Origin of the sequence: Estrella lausannensis (genome assembly GCF_900000175.1) — a bacterium.
In the GTDB taxonomy this organism is placed as follows: Bacteria; Chlamydiota; Chlamydiia; order Chlamydiales; family Criblamydiaceae; genus Estrella; species Estrella lausannensis.
This window is the reverse complement of the sequence record NZ_CWGJ01000010.1, coordinates 40,748-59,732: the sequence shown is the minus strand read 5'-3', so window position 1 is coordinate 59,732 and position 18,985 is coordinate 40,748. Positions and strand designations below refer to the sequence as shown.

Sequence of the window (18,985 nt, the reverse complement as noted above, 5' to 3'; positions counted from 1 at the left end):
TTTTGTGATCAAAAAAACTTATACTTTTCAAAGATCTCCCTCCTGCATGGAGAACGGTTAATTCCTTAAAAAATCGATCCAGTCGAGGCCCTTAGATCAACCTTCTATTCGATTAAAGTAATACAATGAAAACCCGAAGATATTTTTATTCAGAAACTATATCAGCGTTCTGCGAGCAAGATCAAAATTTCATTCTCGGCGAACTAGCAAGCCGCAATAGTTTTTCTCTAGAAGAAATGCAGAGGAATGCGTGGCAAACTCAAATCATCAAATTGAAAGAGTGGCTTCACGGTATTGAAGGACATATTCTATTTGAATACACCATTCCAAGGATGGGTAAACGAATCGACTGCGTCATCATATCTGGCGCTGTTATCTTCGCTTTAGAGTTCAAAGTCGGCGCAACAAAGTATGGCGCGCATGCACTAACTCAGGTTATGGATTATGCGCTGGACTTAAAAAACTTTCACTTGGCTAGCCACCAGGCTCACATCATTCCTATATTGGTTTCCACCGAAGCTATCGACAAACCATTTCAGGTTGAATTCTATGCTGACAAGATTGCAAAACCGCTTCTTACCAATGGTCAATCACTTAAGAATATCATCTTAGAGTGTACATCAAAGATCCAAGAACCAGATATAACTGCCGAATTTTGGATTAACTCCCCATACTCGCCGACTCCTACAATTATCGAAGCAGCTCAGGCACTATACCAAAATCATAGTGTTGAAGAGATTTCTCGTTCAGATGCTGGTGCATTTAACCTCTCTAAAACAGCAACGTCAATCGCGGAAGTGATTCGATACTCAAAAGAAAATGGGATCAAATCGATTTGCTTTCTAACGGGCGTTCCAGGAGCGGGAAAGACTTTAGCTGGACTCAACCTTGCTTGTTCATCAAGAGATGTACTGAATTCAGAACATGCTGTTTTTCTCTCTGGGAACGGACCTCTTGTAAAAGTCCTTCAAGAAGCTCTTGCGAGAAACGAAGTAGAGATGCTCGAAAAAAAAGGCACAAAGATCAGCAAAGCAGAGTCTCTTCGCAAAGCGAGACTGTTCATACAAAACATACACCTATTTAGAGATGAGGGAATAAAAAGCAAAGAGCAGCCAAAAGAACATGTAGTCATTTTTGACGAAGCTCAGAGAGCTTGGGACTTAAAACAAACAAAGAACTTCATGCAAACCAAAAAGGGAATCTCTTCGTTTAACCAGTCAGAGCCTGAGTTTTTAATCAGCCTGATGGATCGTCATCAGGATTGGGCAACAATTATCTGTTTAATTGGCGGTGGTCAGGAAATCAACAAAGGAGAGGCTGGTATCCAAGAGTGGTTTAAGGCTCTAGAACAATCTTTTCCCCACTGGTCTATTTACGCATCATCAAAAATTGTCGATCAAGAATATGCGCAAGCTCAAAACCCGTTTTCGGAAACGATAAAAAACAGGGTAAACCTTGTTGATGAACTTCATCTGGATACATGTATACGTTCATTTAGATCAGAAAAGGTCGCTACCTTCGTTGCAGCCACTTTAAACGGTGAAGTGGATACGGCAAAAAGGTTGTATCATGAGTTTGAGCAAAATTACCCCATCGTAATTACACGATGCCTTCAAAAAGCAAAGAAATGGCTCAGGCAAAAGGCTCGTGGTTCAGAACGCTACGGTCTTATTGCTTCATCGAGTGCAATCCGATTAAAACCTTACGGAATCAACGTTAAGCAAAAAGTAGATCCAACACATTGGTTCTTGAATCATTCCGAAGATATCCGCTCATCATACTATCTTGAAGACGTTGCTACTGAATTCGATATTCAGGGGTTGGAGCTTGACTGGACTTGTCTATCGTGGGATGCCGATTTACGACATGATGGCTCAAAATGGGTACCAAAAGACTTCCGCGGAACCTCCTGGCAAAATATCAAAGATATAAATGCTCAAACCTACCTAAAAAACTCATACCGCGTATTGCTCACCCGTGCAAGGCAAGGAATGGTAATCTTTATCCCTCCTGGAGACCAGGAAGATCAAACAAGACCTCCTTCTTTCTATGACCATACATATAACTATTTAGCTTCGATAGGAATTCAAGAACTCAATTAGGCGCATTTTTTAAGTGCAAAGATTTTTTAATCCGAATTTGAGAACTCTCGTGGCAATACCTCAGCCAGTCCCTTGTAGCGGTAATGTAACATTTTTTCTGCAATTCGACTTTACGAAGGACATAGCAGGGTTGAATTTACAGACGAAGTGTTACACTACCAGAGGATATTGCCATTCACCCAATCATTTATGTTCGAAACAATCTCCTTTATGGACTCAGGGAGTTTGAGCGCACCTTTCTTTGATAAGGAATACTCAATATCGTTATGCGTGCCTTCGGGGAAATTGTTCAACTCTTTAAAGAAATCTTCATTCCAAGGCGCTTGCAGAATTTTAATGTTTCCTACCTCGGCCTGCGCTAAGTCAACAACGCAAATTGCGGATTGGAGATCTGAAGATAGCTGAAAACTGTCGTTTTAATAGATTGACGCAACTAGTTTTGTATGATAGATTTTCTGCGCTTATCATTTAATTAGAGGTCAATAATGCCAGTCATAAAAATAATCAACGACTCTAGCGAGATAACACCGGGTAAAGGGTGGGTTTCTGCAGCAAAATTCAACAGTAAAGACAGGCTTGTCGATGAGAAGGGCCGCCAGATAGATTCCAACTACCAAGGGCGTCAGTATCGTATCATTGAAAAAAGAGAACGTCCTTTCTCAGCATTGGAGCGTTTCGAACGAGGCTGTTTAGGCGTTGCGCTCGTGATTTTCACTTTGTGCTTAGCCATCTTTTCGAGGTCGGTAAGAGAGCTGTTCGCAAAATCATCTGAAAACATCCGTTTCGCCGTGCAGGTGTCTGAAGGCAATTTAAGATCCCCGCAGCAACGTGAACCGACTCCTATTTCGCCGGAAGCGGGTGACGCAAGTGTTAGACTCGAGTCCGTCGAACTATCCGCTCCTTGGGATATGGGCGAAGAGCCCAGGGTACTCCCCGCCGGCTGGTTAAAGCATCTGGCAGAGCAAAACATCTCGGTGCTCTATAGCGGCACCGAAGTCACCATACCTAGAGGAGACAACTACTTTACCTATGAAGGAAAAGTAGCTGTAGGCTGGCATGGCACGTACAACCCACCCGGTGGGATGTAGAGTAAATTTGATTACTCACCAAGCGGTGTAATAACGTTCCTAGTTATTACACCTCCGGCAACAAGCTAGTCATCCTTTCATGATCCTTTTGAAGCCCATCCGGGCTATTCAGGTGATATCCTCTTATCAAAAAAACACTATCTGTTTATTTATAAAAACATCGGTGTAAGTTATAGCCGAAAGTGTCCCCCAATTTTGGTCTTGGCAAAGAGATAAGGATTGCAAATGAGCAGTGAAGAAGATCGGTCGGTCAAGAGCTCCCACGCCAGAGATCATATGGCGAATGAAAGAACCTTTCTTGCGTGGATCAGGACAAGTATTGGTATCATGGCGTTTGGCTTTGTCGTCGAAAAATTCGGCCTGTTTATCAATCAGATGGGTCTGTTGCTTGGAAACTCCAACTCGCCAATCCTCCGAGACGCCTCCCACTCACTTCAAAGACACTCCTCCGCTTTCGGGATATGTCTTGTAGCTCTCGGTGTGCTGATATGCCTGCTCGCCTTTGTCAAATACAAAAAAGTTGAGAAGCAAATCGAGACCAATACATTCCAAGCCTCCATCCTGCTGGATATCATGATTACACTTTCAGTCTTTCTGATCGGAATTTTCCTAATTATCTATCTAAACAGTCACGTCTTAGCTTCTGAGTAGCGACGGCCAGGACGCCTTGTCAATGATCGAGCAGCTGCGTTCAATGGGCTTGTAGCCACATTGACAATACGGTCGATACTAGAGCCCTCCAGCTCGTTCCAACTTCTCCCAATTCAAAAAGAGCGTATTCCGTGATCGGCGAAATTCGACCCGTTGCTCAAAAGATTTACACAAAAGAGTTCGTCAAATCGAGAGCCGAGAAACAAGGCTTTTAAATACCTTTTCAAGTGAGATAGTTAGTAAACCACAATTTTAAACTTTCAAACAAAAACACTAATAACTAAAACACAACCACCATTAAATTTCTTGAAATGAAATAAAATTGTTTATATACCGGAAATTGAGAAGGAACTCACCAACTTTCACAGGAAAGAACGGAGTGTTCAACAATCAGAAGGGGGTCAATATGAGTAAAGGATTCGCATTTATTGTAGCCCTAGTCCTCGGTGTATTGTCACATAACGCAGCGTCGGCTGCTAACGCAAACAATGGTAACACGCAACCGATGAGAAACATCAATGAAGTGAGTGCCGGCAGCAACGGTTACTACGACCCTGGGGAGGTCGATCCCAATTGCGAATACAGATCGGGGCCCTGTGTGTGTTATTGTCCAGTCACTACTTTTAAACCTCGCTACTACACAGTGAAACGATGCGTTAAGGAGCCTTACTGCGAATACAAGCGCTGCTGCCGCTACGTGCCCAAATATACAGAAAAAAGATGCTGCAGAATGGTGCCGGAATATTACACTCAAACCTACTGCCAATATGTACCTGAGTACTACACCGTTCCAGTGGAAAAATGCAGGAACAAAGTTGTGTGTGAACAAAAATGCTGCTACGTGCCTTGCACTTACATGAAGAAAACATGTCTAGATTGTCCGCCTGCTGATTGTGCAGCCAAAGTCTGCGGAAGTGCCACTTCCGACAGCAACGGAGGCTGCTCTAACGGCATGTGCGCAAGCAGATAAAATGGCATTTCTATGAAATAGTCGTTGAAGCCTTGTCCTTGCGGGGACAGGGCTTTTTTTTTATAGATCTGGGAAGTAATTGAGCTATTGAAAAGTTGCAGTGCCAGGCGCTTTCGATGCCTAAAAGGATATTACCCGTAGGTATTATAAGATGAACAACTGATCGGAAGATCAATGCCCTTTCCACGCAAATCTCCGCAGCGCTCCCAAAAGCTAGCGCGATTTTAACTATCCTTTGGCACCTCTTTACCTGTCCTACATCGGATACACTTAAGTTTACCCGCGGAATCGATGGTTCTAAGGGGGAAAGGAGTCTCTTAACATTCCTGATTTCTCACGTGCGGACGCTTCGAATATCGATTGCCGCAGTCAGCTCTTGGTATTCCTATCGAAGATAACTTCATCGCTGCTCGCTAAATCATCACCTACTAGATCCCTGAAAAACGGATAGGGTTGAAAATTCTTGTCTGATCCTTGCACATAAACCATAAAGAATCGTAAAGAGTACTGATTGCGGTGATGTTAACCAATAACAAGAAAAGGTTCCAATCATGGCGGAAGAATCCAATACAACGGCAAACATCGTTAAACTGTCCGATGAAGAGGCTGTCAAAGAGATCGTCATCAACTCAATCTTTAACTTATGGAAAACTGTCAACAACTTAACTCGCCTGCGCCCCAGCCGGCGCGAGCGCTACCGCGTAACCATATTTGGCTCTGCAAGAGCACAACCGGAGAGTTTTGCTTACGCGCAAGTTAAACAGCTGGCTAAAAGCCTCGCCGAGATGGATTGTGACATCGTGACGGGAGGCGGGCCGGGACTTATGCAAGCTGCTAATGAAGGAGCGACAGAAGGTGGACATTCAAAAGGATCTCAATCGATTGGAATCCGTGTCGATCTGCCCTTTGAGCAAACCGTCAATCCTTTTGTAGAGACCGGCCATCAGCATGAAACATTTTTTTCCAGGCTGCACCATTTCGCAATCGCTTCTGACGCCTTTGTCATTGTCCCCGGAGGTGTTGGAACTACACTGGAAGCGATGATGGTTTGGCAGCTCATCCAAGTCGGCCATATCAGGAAGGACACTCCCCTAATCTTTTTGGGAAAAATGTGGGACGGCCTACTAGATTGGAGCCGCACCCAATTTCTACAATGGAAACTGACCAATCCCGAAGACACTGACATTCCTTATTGCGTCCACACTCCGGAAGAGGCGATCGCCCTTTTGCAAAAAGACCACAAGAACTGGCTTAAAGAGCAAAGTCCCCATACAAAGAGATCAAATCATGAAAATTAAGATTGTCGGCGCCGCAGGCGGTGAAGTGACCGGTTCGTCCTACCTGATCGAGACGGCAAATGCCAAAGTGATGGTTGATGCGGGAATGTTTCAGGGAGGCAGAAACACGGAAGAGAAAAACAGGCTGCCTGAAGGGACCGATCCCAAAATCTTAGATGCCCTGCTGCTCACCCATGCTCACCTTGACCATACAGGAAGAATCCCCCTACTCCTTAAAAACGGTTTTAAAAACACCATTTACGCCACCGATGCTACCATTGACCTCGCTGAAATTGTTCTTAAGGATTCCGCCAAAATTCAGGAACAGGATGCCGCCCGTAAAAATCGCTACCACCCCGAGAGACATGTTGAACCTCTCTATACACCCAATGACACTCTCTCATTCCGCTCTCAGTGTCAAACAGTTGAGCTGCACCAACATATTCCAGTCGCCGATGGCATCACCGCGCGCTTTTTTGAAGCGGGTCATATGCTGGGATCCACCAGCATTGAGCTGACCGTCCACGAAAAGGGAAAAACCCATGTGGTCGTCTTTTCCGGCGATTTAGGCCCCATCGATCAACCCATACTCCGTCCGTTCGAGCAGCTACCGCACGCTGACCTTGTTTTCATGGAGTCAACCTATGGAAACAGAGACCACCGTCCCTACAACGAGACGATAAAGGAATTTGAAGAGATCATTCTTAAAGCGGTTGAGAGCAAGGGAAAGATTCTCATCCCCGCTTTTGCGATCGGTCGCACTCAGCAGATTCTCTACCACCTGGCGATCCTTTTCGTCCAAAAGAAGGTGCGCCACTTCCCGGTCTTTGTCGACAGCCCGATGGCGATCCGAGCAGGAAAAGTTTTTGCTGAACATCCCGACCTCTTCGATGAGGAGGCCACCGACTGGAAGCGCCAGGGACTGCTGCCCCTAGACCGCAATTGGTTTCAATTTTGCGTCTCGATGGAAGAGTCCAAGCAACTTAACTCCATCGAAGGGCCCTGCGTTATTTTGGCGGGAGCGGGAATGTGCAATGCCGGCCGTATTCAGCATCATCTGAAGTTCAACTTGCCGCATCAGGAAACGCAAGTTCTCATCGTAGGGTACCAAGGTTCTGGGTCACTTGGCCGGCAGCTCGTCGATGGGGCAACGCAAGTAAAAATTCATGGAGAAACCATCCCTGTTCGTGCTCAGATTCACACTTTGAACGGATTTTCCGCCCATGCCGGTCAAAGCGATCTATTGAAGTGGTTTAGCTCGCTGGGACAAATGAAGCCAAAAGTTGTTCTCACCCACGGTGAAAATCTTCAAAGAGAAACACTCGCAGACCAGATCGAGAAAAAATATGGTTTAAAGCCCCTCTTGCCCGAACTCAACGAAACTGTCGAGATTTAGTCTCCGCATCCTTGATGCGATTTATAACGAAAGGCTCTCTTGAGACGCTTTCGTTATTTGGAAGAAGAGGGTGTTCTTCTTCATGGGAAAGGATCGGGTGTGCCATAAAAAGAGATTCTGCGTCCTCCAAACGATGCTTTTTTTTGTTTTGCGTCAAATTGTGCGGTCGATGGCAAAACACCGCTTACAGCAATGTCTGAACATATTCACAAGCCTCACCAAAGTACAATATCTAATGCAGCCTGCCCACATGAAAAAGAAAATCGTTTCAAAATATAATTTTATTACTATAAAGAGAATTGAGTGATACTAAATTTGAAGGAAGGACGTTATGCCAGAAAAAAAGAAAAAAACAAGCGCTAAGAGTACCAAGAGTCAGGGAAAGTCAACCACTGTGGTTGCCAGCGTAAAGAAGAAAGCGGGAGTAAAATCCGCTAAGCAAACAACTGCTGCCGGAGCTGCGAAAGCAAAGCGTGCCGGAGCCGCTTCAAAGCCACCTGTAAAAGCCAAAGCAGCCCCTAAGCGTGGACAGGCCCACAAACCCACAGCCAAAGCCGCTTCGACTACGCGTTCAAAAGCTGTAAAAAAAGGATCGTCATCGGCCGCTTCCCGTACAGCCCCTTCGCGTCAAGCTGCCAAAAAGAGCAGCCCCGCAGCGAGAGCGAAAGCGCCTAAAAAAGCTGCGCCAAAGAGCGCCAAGCAGCGCGCTCCTGTTGCTAAAAAGGCAGCTGTAGCAAAAGGTTCCGCTAAGCGCTCCCTCCCCGCGAAAAAGAAAGTAGCGACGCAAGGCGCAAAAAAGCGCGCACCGGTTGCGAAAAAAGGAACGAAAGCCGGGGTCAAAAGCAAATCCGCGCGCTAGAGAAAAAAACGCACCACCTACAGTTGTGCTATACAAATGTCTCAAAATTTTGAATTTTGAGACATTTGGCTATCTAGTTGCCACCCTGTATTAAGATAAGAAAAGGCACATGAGGGTTAATCCCCAAAACCTACGTGGGATTAAGGTCAGGCAACTTTTCTTTTTTCTCCTTTTTCTTAGCAGAATCTAGAGGCATTTTCGTCGCACTTCGGGCGGCGGGCTTAGGAGTGACACCATCGGTTAGGCTGTGGATTTTCCGTTGCAGGATGATTATCCAAAGCAAGGCTGCGGCAAGTAAAAAAGACAGGGCTGCAATCGTGCCATAGAGCCAAAGCGTTGATTCAGAGGAAGCGGGCGCTGCTTCATTAGAAACAGGCGCTGATGGCGGAGGCGCAACTTCTTGTGGTTGGGAGGCACCCGGCAAAATGGTCACCTCACGCGCTGGAATTTTCGAAGTTCTCTTCTCCTTCTTAACACTGTCCCACCATTCGATAGAAATCTCGGGTAAAGTCCAGGTTCCGGCCTGCTGCGGAATCAGAGTGTATTGCTCTTTACGGGAGCTGTGGATCCCTCCCCTGGACACTTTTTCTTGCTCTTCAGGTTTATCGGCATAAACTTTAAAAGAGGTGCTGAGGTTTTGCAGCTCCGCAAGGTTGGGGAGTTGACTCGCTTTGAGGCCATCAGCTTCAATCACCAGCCCCCTAGAAAAGGGTTCGGCGACCCGTAGTTGCTGATCTTTCGGCCACAGCTCTTGAAGGGTGAGCGCTTTTGCGGGCAGCCAGGGCGACATTCCATTGACAGGAGGCTGAATCTCCAGCTTAATTTCGTCAGAGGTCATCGTGAAGGGGCTAAGTCGATCCAAGCCTTGCATCAGGGCAAAGGGATCGAGCTCATCGTCAAAATAGGATGCGGAACGCGCCTTTCTTTTTTGCGGGATTGCCCCCTGTATCACCATAGGCGGAATCGTGAGAGACCCGGATTTCAGGGGTGTGATCAGGTAGTTATACTCCACGACATTTAGCGCCACCCCGCCGATAATCTTCTCCAGCAGTTTAGGTTTCTCTACAAGCTCCACCATCGCATCGTCGACTTGCAAGGAGTAGGATTGAATATTGTAGAGCGGCAGCTTCGAAGTCAGTATCACTTTATAGACAAAGGGCTCATTTTTATAGGGAGAGGCGTGACTGACTTCGTTGATGACATTCAATCCGAGGCTCTCCTCAAGAGACTTTGGCGACGCCCCTTTTGACACGTTGATGGTAATCGGCTGCGTCGAAAGAGGACCGTCAGGGGTGTCTACCGTAAAGGCCGGGATCTGCAGGGCACCTTCCGATTTGGGGGTTAAGGAAAACTTCCAGGTAACATTGGATGAGGCCTTCCCGTTGATGATCGTGGTGGTGGTTCCTTTTTGCGGAGAGCTGATCGAAAAGTGCTGTTTAAGAGCAGAGAGAGACGGTGTGTCATTTGCAGAAGTGTCTTTGAGAGTCAGGATCAAAGAAAAACTCTCATGGAGGCGCACATCACTTGTGCTGACGCTGGCGGTAAACTCACCTGCAAAAACAGCAGCTATCATGCTGAAGAAAAATGCTGAGGTGAGAAAAAAGGTCTTCTTTACCATGGGTCAACTTCCTCTTTAGTGCCATTTCTCTTGGATTCAAGATAAAACTTCGTCTTCAAAAATGACTTAGGATCGCTTTTTATCTGATTGAGCCAAAGATCCGCATCCAGATCTTCTTGGGATCTCGGCTGTGGTTTCGCGGCTGTTTGTAGCTGATGATCCGCCTTGGAAGGTTGTTCTTGCTTTTCTGGCCGATCAGCTTCTTTCTGCTCGTTAGGGTTCTTGGAGGATTCCTTCTCACTGGAGGGTTTTTGGGAGGGTTCGTTCTCATTCTCTTGAGGCGAAGAATCCTGCTCATCCTCTTTCTGTTGTTGATCCTCGGGATTCGATTTGTCTTCGTTTTGATTTTGTTGCTGTTGCTCTTCAAGCATCTTTTTGATGAGATCCAGATTCTCTTTGGCCAGCTTGTGGTCCGGCCATTTCTCAAGCACATCCTCATATGCCTTAATCGCCTCTTGCAGCTTATTTTGTTTAGCAAGCGCATTGCCCAAATTATACGCTGCCATCGAGGCTACTTCGGGGCGTGTAGACTGGCCAAACATCTCCTCGGCAGACTGATAATCGCCCATGCGGTAATAGGCAACTCCCCTTCTGTAGGGATCTTCAAAAGTATCCGCCGCTGTCTGGTAATCCCCCTTTTCATAAGCCTGAGAAGCTTTCTGTTCCTCGTTATAAAAAAAGCTTGGCAGGGATGCCTGAGCGGAAGAGGGTGCCGCGGTAAACAGCAGAAGAGAGAACAGGCAGCCTCTTCGAAACCAAAAAAGAAAAAGAGGGAGGACTGGCAAGAGAAAGAGATAGAACCGCTCATCCCAAAGCGTTCTTGTCTTTTGCACCTCTTTTTGGAGGTTGGCGCGTTTCTTTAAATCCTCGAAGATGAGAGCCGCCTCTTGCGAGTGATCAGCGTCAAAATAGCGGCCATTACCCATTTTGCTGATCTCACGGAACTTCTCCTTCTCCAGCTTCGACAAGATGGCTGCGCCGTCTTTTTTAAGAACAGCGCCCTGCCGGTTTTTAAGGGGCGCCCCTTCCGGAGAGCCGACCCCCATGGTATGAAGGACGATCCCTTTATCTGCCAAAGTTTTTGCTGTGTGAATGGCACTCGCATCGCCAAAACCGCCATCGCTGATCACGACAATGGCCTTGTTAGTGCCCGGCTCGTTTTCGAGCATGGTGCCGGCCATCTCAAGGGCCGGCGTCAGTTTACTTCCCTGCACGAAGACAAGATCGGTATCTAGCGAGGGAAGAAGATGACGGATCGTTTCTTTATCGTCGGTCATCGGCGCGATCATGTGCGGATCTGCAGCAAAGGCGATGAGACCGACCTTCACTCCCTTGGACATGCTCAGCAGGTCCTCGATTTTTTGCTTTGCTCTCCCCAGACGCGATGGCAAGACATCTTGCACATTCATCGACTCGGAAAGATCAAGAAGGATCGCAAGGCTTTGGTCGCGGCTAAAGGTATCAATCTCCCGAAAGCTCCAACGAGGGCCTGCCAGAGCAAGCACTAGCAAGCACCAGGCGATCGACCAGATTAAGACCTGTCTCCTGGATTTTTCCCTCTTCAGCCCTTTTTGCAGAAGAAGATAGGGAATCAGATGCTTGTCGATCAACTTCTCAAGCTGATGCAGAGGCTGCTGCCTTCGGTAGTAAAGAAAATAGAGACCGCCAACGAGCGGAATCGCTAGCAGCAGAGCGAGCCAAAGGGGGTGCGAGAAGTGCAGTTGACTAAGATCCATAGACCTCCCTCCTATGTAAGAGCTGAGACAGGGTGAGAGAGAGCAGAAGAAGAAGAGATAAGGCTAAGGGATATTGATAAAGAGGCTCACGGATCAGAAACGTCGTTTCATTCGCTTCGCTCTTTTCAAGCTCATTGATCTTGGCATAAATTTCAGACAGCATCTTCTTGTTTGTCGCTGAAAAATACTCGCCTCCCGTCTCTTTGGCAATTTCTTTAAGCAGCTCCTCATCCATCGCCACCTCTCCCATCGAGTATCCGCCAAGCTGATTAGGAAAAGGCACTAGTCCCTTGCTGCCGATGCCGACGGTGTAGACGCGGATACCATACTGCTTGGCCAGTTTGGCAGCTTCAAGAGGCGGTATGCTGCTGGCGTTATCCTCGCCATCGGTCAACAAGACGAGGACGCGCGATCCCTCCGGGCGCTCGCGAAGGGTTCTGACCCCTAGCCCGATTGCATCGCCGATCGCTGTCGCATTGCCCGCCATACCGGGAAAGGCGTCATTGAGCATCCGGCTTACCGAAGCGGCATCCAGGGTCAGCGGCACGTGCAGATAGGCGCTCTGTCCGAAGAGAATCAACCCCAATCGATCCCCCTGCCGCTCTTTAACAAAATTGCCCACAACCTCTTTCGTCACATCCAGGCGATTAATCGCCTTTACCGGCGTTGAAAAATCCAGCGCCTGCATGGAACCGGAGATGTCGACTGCCAACATGAGATCGTAGCCCTTATTTTTGGATTGGCGAAACTGGTCTACATTTTCCGGCTGCATCAGGGCAAGGATCAGCATAGCCCACGAGAGCGACAGCAGGATAAAAAAAAGGGATTTACTCTTTGGTGCCACGGCAGGCGAGGAAGGATAGACATTTCTCAGCCGCTGCAGGGCAGGAAAGCGGATCTCGGCGGCTTCATCCTCGGCTTCTTTAGGCGGCGCCGGAAAGAGCCAGCGGATCAGCAGCGGCAGCGGAAATAGGAGAGCAAACCAGGGAGAGGCAAAATGGAACATATCAACACACCCATTGTCTGGCAGCGTAAATCAACTCTTTGATCTCAGGTAGAGGAAGCGTGCTTTCTGCCGGAGCATAGGGGCTTTCCACCAGCAGCTTTCCTTTCCGACTCCAATCAAACTGCTTAGGATCATGCTTTTGCAACCACTCAAGCCAAGCGTCGCCGACAAGTCCGGCGCACTCCTTACGGGGAAATGAGCAAAAAGCGATGCGGCGTAAATACTGCGATAGTAACACCACCGTTTCCCTGGAAGTTTCGGGTGAGAGATTTTTCTCAAGGGCCTGCAACTTATGAAAAGCGTCCCTTTTCCAGCTGCGTAAATAGTCAAAGCGCCTCTTCAAAAACCAGAGAGTAACCAGAAGGAGAAGTATTCCACAGTTAATCAAAACCCACCAACCGATAGCAAGCGGCCAGGCGCTGACCGCATCAAGTCCTTCAATATCGTGCAGCTGATCCATTAGGGGTGTCATTTCTTCCTCTTCGCGATTTTTTTTAAGCTTAAAGGGAGTTCACGCGGGATATCGGACTCTGTCGAAAACGCAATCAGCGGGATTTTAAATCGTTTGGTGATGGTGTCTAAAGCTTGGCGATTTTCATCCCAGAGAGCTGCATAGCTCTTGCGTCCTTTGATGCTGTCGGTGTTGACATACATCTTCTCCCCTCCCTGCCCGCAAAAAGCGATGACTCCGGCCGAAGCTAAAGCCTTGTCTGCTATATCATTGATGGAAATAAAGACAATGTCGCAGGTTTTACAAAGCCGGCTTAATCCCGAATCGGTCTGAAAAGAGGGCGAAAGGTCCATAAAATCGCTGATCAAGTAGATCAAAGACCCTGGGTGGGCCGCTCTTGCTATATGCTGCAAGGCAGACTCCAAAGGAATCTGATGCTGCTCCGCCGGCGGCTCGGTAAGAGTCTTAAGCATCATACAGAGCGCTTTTTGTGAGCGCTTGGAGGAAAAGTAGTGCAGCCCTCCTTGCACATCGCCAAAAAAACAGGCGCTGACGCGATCCTGATGGGCAAGAGCTCGCCATCCAAGAAGAGAAGCGCATTTTGCTGCCTGAATTGATTTGAAGGTGTTCCTTGTACCAAAGCGCATAGTGGCGTTCATATCCACGGAGATGATCGTATGGCGCTCTTTCTCTTCCCTAAACAGCTTTAAATGGGGCGATCCTGTGCGTGCCGTCACTCTCCAGTCGATATTGCGGATATCGTCTCCAGGCACATATTCCCGGACGGAATCAAAATCCAGGCCGTTGCCCCTAAAGGGAGAGTGGTGGTTGCCCGCGGTGGTCGAACTCACTTTGCGGCGGGACAGCTCCATCTTGTCCAGCTTACGGTCTTTATAAGAGATCAGTTCGTCAAAATCGGGATACAGCATGGTCACCCCCTAAGGAATAGCCACCACATCCAGGAGTTTTTGAATCATCGTATTGCGCGAAATGCCGTCGGCTTCCGATTCAAAGGAGGGATAGATGCGATGCCTTAATACCGGAAATGCCACCTCATGAATATGTGAGGGAGTCACATACTCGTCCCCTCTCAGCCAGGCCAAGGCTTTGGCGCAACGGATAAGGGCAATCGTCGCCCGGGGAGACACTCCATGAACAATCCATTTGGCCAGTTCCCTGTCATATTTCTCCGGCGTGCGGGTGGCGGAGGCGAGTGAGACGACATATTTCTTTAAGCTGTCGGAGATGTAGTGACGGGATACGGCCTGACGGGCGGCTAACACCTCTTCCTCTGTCGTCAGCGGAAGGGGCGATTCTTTGGTGTGCTGCTGGCGCTTCTCATCCAGCTCAACGATTTGCAGCTCCTCATCATGAGTGGGATATTTCACTTCAAGGTGCATCATGAATCTGTCGAGCTGCGCTTCAGGCAGGTTATAGGTCCCCTCCTGTTCGATAGGGTTTTGCGTAGCGATCACCATGTACAGTTCAGGCAACGCATAGCTTTTGTGGCCTACGGTGACTTGCTTCTCTTCCATCGCCTCAAGGAGAGCGGACTGCACTTTGGCAGGGGCGCGGTTGATCTCGTCGGCAAGCAAGATGTTGTTAAAGAGAGGCCCCTTGCGGAAGACAAAGTCGCTTTTTTCGTGGACATAGATCTCAGTTCCGATCAGGTCGGACGGCAGTAGATCGGGTGTGAACTGAATGCGGTGAAAATCGCCTTTAATACCATCGGCAATAGCTTTTGCGGAGCGTGTCTTGGCAAGGCCCGGCATTCCCTCAAGAAGCGCATGCCCATCCGTTAAAAGGCACACCAGCATCTGCTCGATTATCTGATGCTGGCCGATGATTTTGCTTTGGATGGACTCTAAAAGATTGGAGAGCGGATGGCGCGCCGCTTTTTTAAAGGTTTCTCTTTCTTCTGCTTGAACAGATCGCATAGTTCACCTCTACAGGATAAAAAACGTGCTTGAGCTTCAATTGAAGCGGTATTATAGCAAGCGAATAAAATTTGATAACCAAAATTTTCGAATCATAAAAAATCTTTTGGAGTGTCGCCTAAGAGCCTTACAATCAGAAATCCTTCTAAAGACAGCGCCATGAGCCACGAGAAGTTGAATGAGGGGAAATCTATTTCTCTTGAAATGAAATGATCCGGAGTCTAGCTTCGGCTAAAAAGACATAAATATTTTTTTAAGCGAGAAATCCACCATGCAGTGCGTCACCCTATTTCTTCAGCTAATTGTAGCCTTCGGTTTACTGAATGTTTGGATCCTAAGACGGAACCAAGAAACACCCTACAGAGGGTCTGATGGCAAATCATTGAAGGAGGAATTCGCGGCGTATGGACTTCCCGCGTGGGCCTTTTATGCTGTGGGATTAATCAAGATTAGCGCCGCTCTCTTGCTTATTTTAGGATTGTGGCTACCTTACCTCGTGTTTCCTGCTGCCGCTGTGGTTTCCCTTTTGATGATGGGCGCCATAGCCATGCATTTAAAAGTCAAAGACCCCTATATGAAATCCATGCCGGCATTCATCATGCTCGTTTGCAGCATCGGCATCTGCATGGATTCTCTCCAGTGGTACCTTTAAGTCAAAGCCAGCAACAGGATTTACCAAAAAATCCTAGTCGTAAAGGTCGCTATCACACTGAGTAATCCCGCTAATACACTTCCCCAGGCGATATCAACAACGGTAACGATCCACGGCCAATTTTTGAGTGTGGCAAGATTACTCAGGTCATAGGTTCCATATGTAACCATGCCAAAAAGCGCCCCCAGCATGAGCACCTCCAGGTATCCCGTGTTGTGTTTTAACGCAGGCGCAACAACCAAGGCAGAGAGAGCGACTCCATACAGAACATAAAAAAGGAGGGCCGGCAAAAGAGATACCGACTCTTTAAGCAAGCTACCTATCTGGTGAGCGTAAAACCGCTTAAACATGACCGCAAGCCATATTCCATCTATAACAAGCATGGAAATCATGATGATAAAAAAAGAAAACAGGTACACTTTCAGCTCTATAGTTTCATTTTTAATATTCATGTCCTAACATTCATTTGCTCCCTCTTTTTTAACAACTATTTTATTTGTACCGAAAGTATCTCAGAATTTTGAAGCGATTGAGTTCATTTTAAATCCGAAAAAGGTTTACACATATTGCTCCCCTTACTATGACTGTGATATACCAAATTTTGAGACACCTTCGGTGTAATACCGAAATTTTCAGCAAGCCGGGAAGTAAAACATGTTCAGGTTCTTAACGATAGCTCTCTTTCTCACCTTTGCCTCCCCGGCATTCGCAGGGACTGCCAAAGCCACCGATCAAGAAATCACAAGACGCGTCAATGATAGATTGCGTACCGGATGGTTTTCTCAAGGGATGCATCGTGTATCGATCCAGGTTAAAAATGGTGAAGTCACCCTGACCGGTTCTATTAAAACAGACGAAGACAGAGCCCGCCTCGAAAAAGAGGTCCTCGAGACACAAGGTGTCGCCAATGTCATCAACAAGCTGCGCGTCCAGCAAAAGCCGCAGGCAAAACCCAAGGAGAAGAATTCCGCGCCTTCAGAATAGAAGGAACCCAGAAGGTAGGTATATTAGCTGCCGCGGGAAAGCCACTTCACAAATGATCATCAAAAAGTATAGCACACACGAAACACCTTCTTGAGAAAGGTATAAGGGCTATCGCGATATACCCAATTTCAGATCCTTTCGGCATAGGCAAAGAACACGCCCTTCTCAATTTCGCTCCACAAAACATAGGCACTCTCACGGGAATATATATACCGCTTAACAGAGAGCCAATATACTGAATAAAACCGTACTAAGTTACTTTCAGCAAAGAGTCTTGTTAAGGAGAATAAGGGAGGAAACATGACAGTTCAAGCGATCAAGGCGCCCATCATTTTGGAAGAGGGTTGGCATAGCCTCCTTGATCAAAAAGCGATTTCTTCCCACTCCTTCATCACCCAGTTCTTTAAAGACTATATGCTACGAGTCGACGCGCTCTCGGACGGTCAGAAAAAGACAGCTTTCAAAATGAGTCGATGGCAAGTTCAGGCTATCAGGCAAATCTTGCGCGACTACTACATGCGCTTTCAGATCGAGCACAATGCCGATCTCCTTTCCAAAACCCTCTCCATCGCGAGAATCATAGAACCTGAAGACAATCTGTTTAGCGATATCGACACCATCTTGCAAACCCCGTTTGATCCCGCCTGGTCTATCCTTCATCATCTGATCGATTTCACGCTCATGACGTCAGAATCCAATCACTACATGGCGATTATGACAACGTGCCCGGACGGTAACTTGCGAAAATGCGGCGGACTCGTCAATCAGGAAAAGCTGCTCAGGTACCGATTCGTTCATCATGTCCTCTTGCACGACATTAAAAAAGCGGCTGAGACTAAATTGCCGCTTTTTAAGGCACTTGCCGCGTCTAGATCAACTTTCATGGAGATGTTGAACCCCAACTCAAACACCTATCGCAGCAAGGTCTATTATTACACGCTGCTTAAATGCAACGAAAAACTGCGGCAGTCTCTCAGCAGAAACATCTGCTTTTCCCTCCTAGACCGAAACGGCAACACTTCAATGCATGCCGCAGACGAGATGGCACATGATCTGACCTCTGAGGATGACAACGTCGTTTCTAAAAGCTTAAGCACCCTCAGAAAATTGAAAAGGAAGAGCGACAAAAGTCTGTTTTCCCTACTGCAGAAAGACGAAAGTGCCCCCTTGCAGCCAGCTCTTACCACCCTGAGTAGACCCGACACCCCGGAAAAGGAGTTCGAAAAGCAATTTTATGAAACCGGGCAGTTCACCGCCCTTTCTCACAGCCACCGCGTCAACTTTTTAAAACAATACCTGTCCTACCTGAAAGAAAGGCCCATGGCACCGCAAGACCTCTTTTTCAAGCTTTCTGAGGTTGCCCAGTCTCTATTTCAGAACTCTACCGTCGTCGACTGCTTTAAAATTGAAGTCGAGATACTGGCAATGCCCCTGTATTCCGCTGTCAACCAGCTTCACGAAGGAAAAAAGTCAAAACTCCTCACCAACGCATGGAAAACGCTATTCGAAACAGGCGGCTCCGAATCGTGCCGAAAAGCGATCCTATCCGATCTCAATACCGAGTGTGTGAGGTTGATGCGAAAAACTGAGGCAAGCGATCTATGTGCTAACGTTGTTAAGTATCTTGCCGAAAGTGCGACCGCTACATCAAACTCCTCAGAGGATACTAGCAGTTCTGAGACGGCTTCCACATCGGCTATAAAGAGCAAGGAACCCCCCCCCTTTACGATAACCGATTTATTCAATAGCCTCGCTTCGCTAGTCGGCCACAGTGTGGTGATGGCAGACAGCAAATCGCAGATGCTCGCAAATTATGAAACATGCATCAAGCTCGCATACGAGGCACTAGAGGCGCCTTATGTGAATTTACTTGTCGCCCAGGCAATTTACGCCGGCATAAACACCGTCGGTGTTGCGAGCCTAAAGCTCGAAGATAAAATTGGAAGAAAGGAGAGATTGAATCTGCGCGCGATCGAGCAAATCTTTGACCCCAACAATAATTACAAAAACTATCGAGCATTTTGCAAAGAGAGCAAATACCCGGTCATTCCCTATTTAGGCCTTATCTCACATGAACTCACTATGGCGTGCGAAGTGAAAAGAAATCAGGAGCAGGTAGAGGTTGTCAAAGCCCTCGTGGGATCTTTCGACAAAAGCCGTCATCTCTTAAAGGCGGTTCTCCCCATAAGACGGTTCTCCCCATAAGACCGCCTCTGACAGACTGCGCTTCCGATCTAATGAAAGCCCAGCCTGGCAAG

General features: G+C 47.4%; 17 protein-coding genes. 10 read left to right on the top strand and 7 right to left on the bottom strand.

What is annotated here, in order from left to right:
• Window positions 1–125: 125 nt before the first annotated feature.
• The 7 genes from ELAC_RS03075 (at window position 126) to ELAC_RS03045 (ending at window position 8,343) form a co-directional block, all read left to right on the top strand.
• Window positions 126–2,102: a DUF2075 domain-containing protein gene (locus ELAC_RS03075; RefSeq protein WP_098037819.1), complete on the top strand. Its 1,977-nt coding sequence runs from the start codon at window positions 126–128 to the stop codon at window positions 2,100–2,102.
• Between the two features lie 485 nt (window positions 2,103–2,587).
• Window positions 2,588–3,190: a hypothetical protein gene (locus ELAC_RS03070; RefSeq protein WP_098037818.1), complete on the top strand. Its 603-nt coding sequence runs from the start codon at window positions 2,588–2,590 to the stop codon at window positions 3,188–3,190.
• 225 nt (window positions 3,191–3,415) lie between these two features.
• Window positions 3,416–3,841, top strand: coding sequence for a YidH family protein (locus ELAC_RS03065; RefSeq protein WP_098037817.1), 426 nt, complete (start codon window positions 3,416–3,418; stop codon window positions 3,839–3,841).
• A 406-nt stretch (window positions 3,842–4,247) separates the two neighbouring features.
• Window positions 4,248–4,811: a hypothetical protein gene (locus ELAC_RS11595; protein WP_143406422.1), complete on the top strand. Its 564-nt coding sequence runs from the start codon at window positions 4,248–4,250 to the stop codon at window positions 4,809–4,811.
• Between the two features lie 551 nt (window positions 4,812–5,362).
• Window positions 5,363–6,109, top strand: coding sequence for an LOG family protein (locus ELAC_RS03060; protein ID WP_204250525.1), 747 nt, complete (start codon window positions 5,363–5,365; stop codon window positions 6,107–6,109).
• Window positions 6,099–7,484, top strand: a complete 1,386-nt coding sequence (locus tag ELAC_RS03055; RefSeq protein ID WP_098037815.1) for an MBL fold metallo-hydrolase RNA specificity domain-containing protein — start codon at window positions 6,099–6,101, stop codon at window positions 7,482–7,484. Before ELAC_RS03060 ends, ELAC_RS03055 begins: the two co-directional genes overlap by 11 nt.
• 331 nt (window positions 7,485–7,815) lie before the next feature.
• On the top strand, window positions 7,816–8,343 hold the full coding sequence (locus tag ELAC_RS03045) for a ku family containing domain-containing protein (protein ID WP_098037813.1): 528 nt from the start codon (window positions 7,816–7,818) through the stop codon (window positions 8,341–8,343).
• Window positions 8,344–8,473: 130 nt separating this feature from the next.
• On the opposite strand, the gene ELAC_RS03040 is transcribed toward ELAC_RS03045, so the two are convergent.
• The 6 genes from ELAC_RS03040 to ELAC_RS03015 are packed head-to-tail and all read right to left on the bottom strand — an operon-like array spanning window position 8,474 to window position 15,091.
• The gene (locus ELAC_RS03040; protein WP_098037812.1) at window positions 8,474–9,961 is read right to left on the bottom strand and encodes a BatD family protein; all 1,488 of its coding nucleotides are present in this window, start codon (window positions 9,959–9,961) and stop codon (window positions 8,474–8,476) included.
• Window positions 9,955–11,697: a vWA domain-containing protein gene (locus tag ELAC_RS03035; RefSeq protein WP_098037811.1), complete on the bottom strand. Its 1,743-nt coding sequence runs from the start codon at window positions 11,695–11,697 to the stop codon at window positions 9,955–9,957. The genes ELAC_RS03040 and ELAC_RS03035 overlap by 7 nt, the downstream gene beginning before the upstream one ends.
• Entirely contained in the window at window positions 11,687–12,703 is a 1,017-nt protein-coding gene (locus ELAC_RS03030) for a vWA domain-containing protein (RefSeq protein WP_098037810.1), read from the bottom strand. Before ELAC_RS03030 ends, ELAC_RS03035 begins: the two co-directional genes overlap by 11 nt.
• A gap of 1 nt (window position 12,704) precedes the next feature.
• Window positions 12,705–13,175: a DUF4381 domain-containing protein gene (locus ELAC_RS03025; protein WP_098037809.1), complete on the bottom strand. Its 471-nt coding sequence runs from the start codon at window positions 13,173–13,175 to the stop codon at window positions 12,705–12,707.
• On the bottom strand, window positions 13,172–14,083 hold the full coding sequence (locus ELAC_RS03020; protein WP_098037808.1) for a DUF58 domain-containing protein: 912 nt from the start codon (window positions 14,081–14,083) through the stop codon (window positions 13,172–13,174). Before ELAC_RS03020 ends, ELAC_RS03025 begins: the two co-directional genes overlap by 4 nt.
• A gap of 9 nt (window positions 14,084–14,092) precedes the next feature.
• The gene (locus ELAC_RS03015; RefSeq protein WP_098037807.1) at window positions 14,093–15,091 is read right to left on the bottom strand and encodes an AAA family ATPase; all 999 of its coding nucleotides are present in this window, start codon (window positions 15,089–15,091) and stop codon (window positions 14,093–14,095) included.
• 271 nt (window positions 15,092–15,362) lie between these two features.
• Here ELAC_RS03015 and ELAC_RS03010 point away from each other — a divergent pair, with 271 nt between their 5' ends.
• Window positions 15,363–15,743: a DoxX family protein gene (locus ELAC_RS03010; protein ID WP_098037806.1), complete on the top strand. Its 381-nt coding sequence runs from the start codon at window positions 15,363–15,365 to the stop codon at window positions 15,741–15,743.
• Between the two features lie 20 nt (window positions 15,744–15,763).
• Here the strand turns inward: ELAC_RS03010 and ELAC_RS03005 are convergent, their stop codons facing one another.
• Window positions 15,764–16,195, bottom strand: coding sequence for a DUF2177 family protein (locus tag ELAC_RS03005; protein WP_098037805.1), 432 nt, complete (start codon window positions 16,193–16,195; stop codon window positions 15,764–15,766).
• A 202-nt stretch (window positions 16,196–16,397) separates the two neighbouring features.
• Between ELAC_RS03005 and ELAC_RS03000 the strand changes: the two genes are divergently transcribed.
• Both ELAC_RS03000 and ELAC_RS02995 read left to right on the top strand, forming a co-directional pair.
• The gene (locus ELAC_RS03000; protein ID WP_098037804.1) at window positions 16,398–16,727 is read left to right on the top strand and encodes a BON domain-containing protein; all 330 of its coding nucleotides are present in this window, start codon (window positions 16,398–16,400) and stop codon (window positions 16,725–16,727) included.
• Window positions 16,728–17,027: 300 nt separating this feature from the next.
• Complete coding sequence (locus ELAC_RS02995) at window positions 17,028–18,932, top strand: RasGEF domain-containing protein (protein ID WP_098037803.1); 1,905 nt, start codon at window positions 17,028–17,030, stop codon at window positions 18,930–18,932.
• Window positions 18,933–18,985 lie beyond the last annotated feature (53 nt).

Bases quoted from the DNA above. Each gene is read 5' to 3' on its own strand.
- ELAC_RS03005 (WP_098037805.1), bottom strand. From the start codon at position 16,195: ATGAATATTAAAAATGAAACTATAGAGCTGAAAGTGTACCTGTTTTCT.
- ELAC_RS02995 (WP_098037803.1), top strand. From the start codon at position 17,028: ATGACAGTTCAAGCGATCAAGGCGCCCATCATTTTGGAAGAGGGTTGG.
- ELAC_RS03060 (WP_204250525.1), top strand. From the start codon at position 5,363: ATGGCGGAAGAATCCAATACAACGGCAAACATCGTTAAACTGTCCGAT.
- ELAC_RS03015 (WP_098037807.1), bottom strand. From the start codon at position 15,091: ATGCGATCTGTTCAAGCAGAAGAAAGAGAAACCTTTAAAAAAGCGGCG.
- ELAC_RS03045 (WP_098037813.1), top strand. From the start codon at position 7,816: ATGCCAGAAAAAAAGAAAAAAACAAGCGCTAAGAGTACCAAGAGTCAG.
- ELAC_RS03040 (WP_098037812.1), bottom strand. From the start codon at position 9,961: ATGGTAAAGAAGACCTTTTTTCTCACCTCAGCATTTTTCTTCAGCATG.
- ELAC_RS03035 (WP_098037811.1), bottom strand. From the start codon at position 11,697: ATGGATCTTAGTCAACTGCACTTCTCGCACCCCCTTTGGCTCGCTCTG.
- ELAC_RS11595 (WP_143406422.1), top strand. From the start codon at position 4,248: ATGAGTAAAGGATTCGCATTTATTGTAGCCCTAGTCCTCGGTGTATTG.
- ELAC_RS03065 (WP_098037817.1), top strand. From the start codon at position 3,416: ATGAGCAGTGAAGAAGATCGGTCGGTCAAGAGCTCCCACGCCAGAGAT.
- ELAC_RS03075 (WP_098037819.1), top strand. From the start codon at position 126: ATGAAAACCCGAAGATATTTTTATTCAGAAACTATATCAGCGTTCTGC.
- ELAC_RS03010 (WP_098037806.1), top strand. From the start codon at position 15,363: ATGCAGTGCGTCACCCTATTTCTTCAGCTAATTGTAGCCTTCGGTTTA.
- ELAC_RS03070 (WP_098037818.1), top strand. From the start codon at position 2,588: ATGCCAGTCATAAAAATAATCAACGACTCTAGCGAGATAACACCGGGT.
- ELAC_RS03000 (WP_098037804.1), top strand. From the start codon at position 16,398: ATGTTCAGGTTCTTAACGATAGCTCTCTTTCTCACCTTTGCCTCCCCG.
- ELAC_RS03025 (WP_098037809.1), bottom strand. From the start codon at position 13,175: ATGACACCCCTAATGGATCAGCTGCACGATATTGAAGGACTTGATGCG.
- ELAC_RS03030 (WP_098037810.1), bottom strand. From the start codon at position 12,703: ATGTTCCATTTTGCCTCTCCCTGGTTTGCTCTCCTATTTCCGCTGCCG.
- ELAC_RS03055 (WP_098037815.1), top strand. From the start codon at position 6,099: ATGAAAATTAAGATTGTCGGCGCCGCAGGCGGTGAAGTGACCGGTTCG.
- ELAC_RS03020 (WP_098037808.1), bottom strand. From the start codon at position 14,083: ATGCTGTATCCCGATTTTGACGAACTGATCTCTTATAAAGACCGTAAG.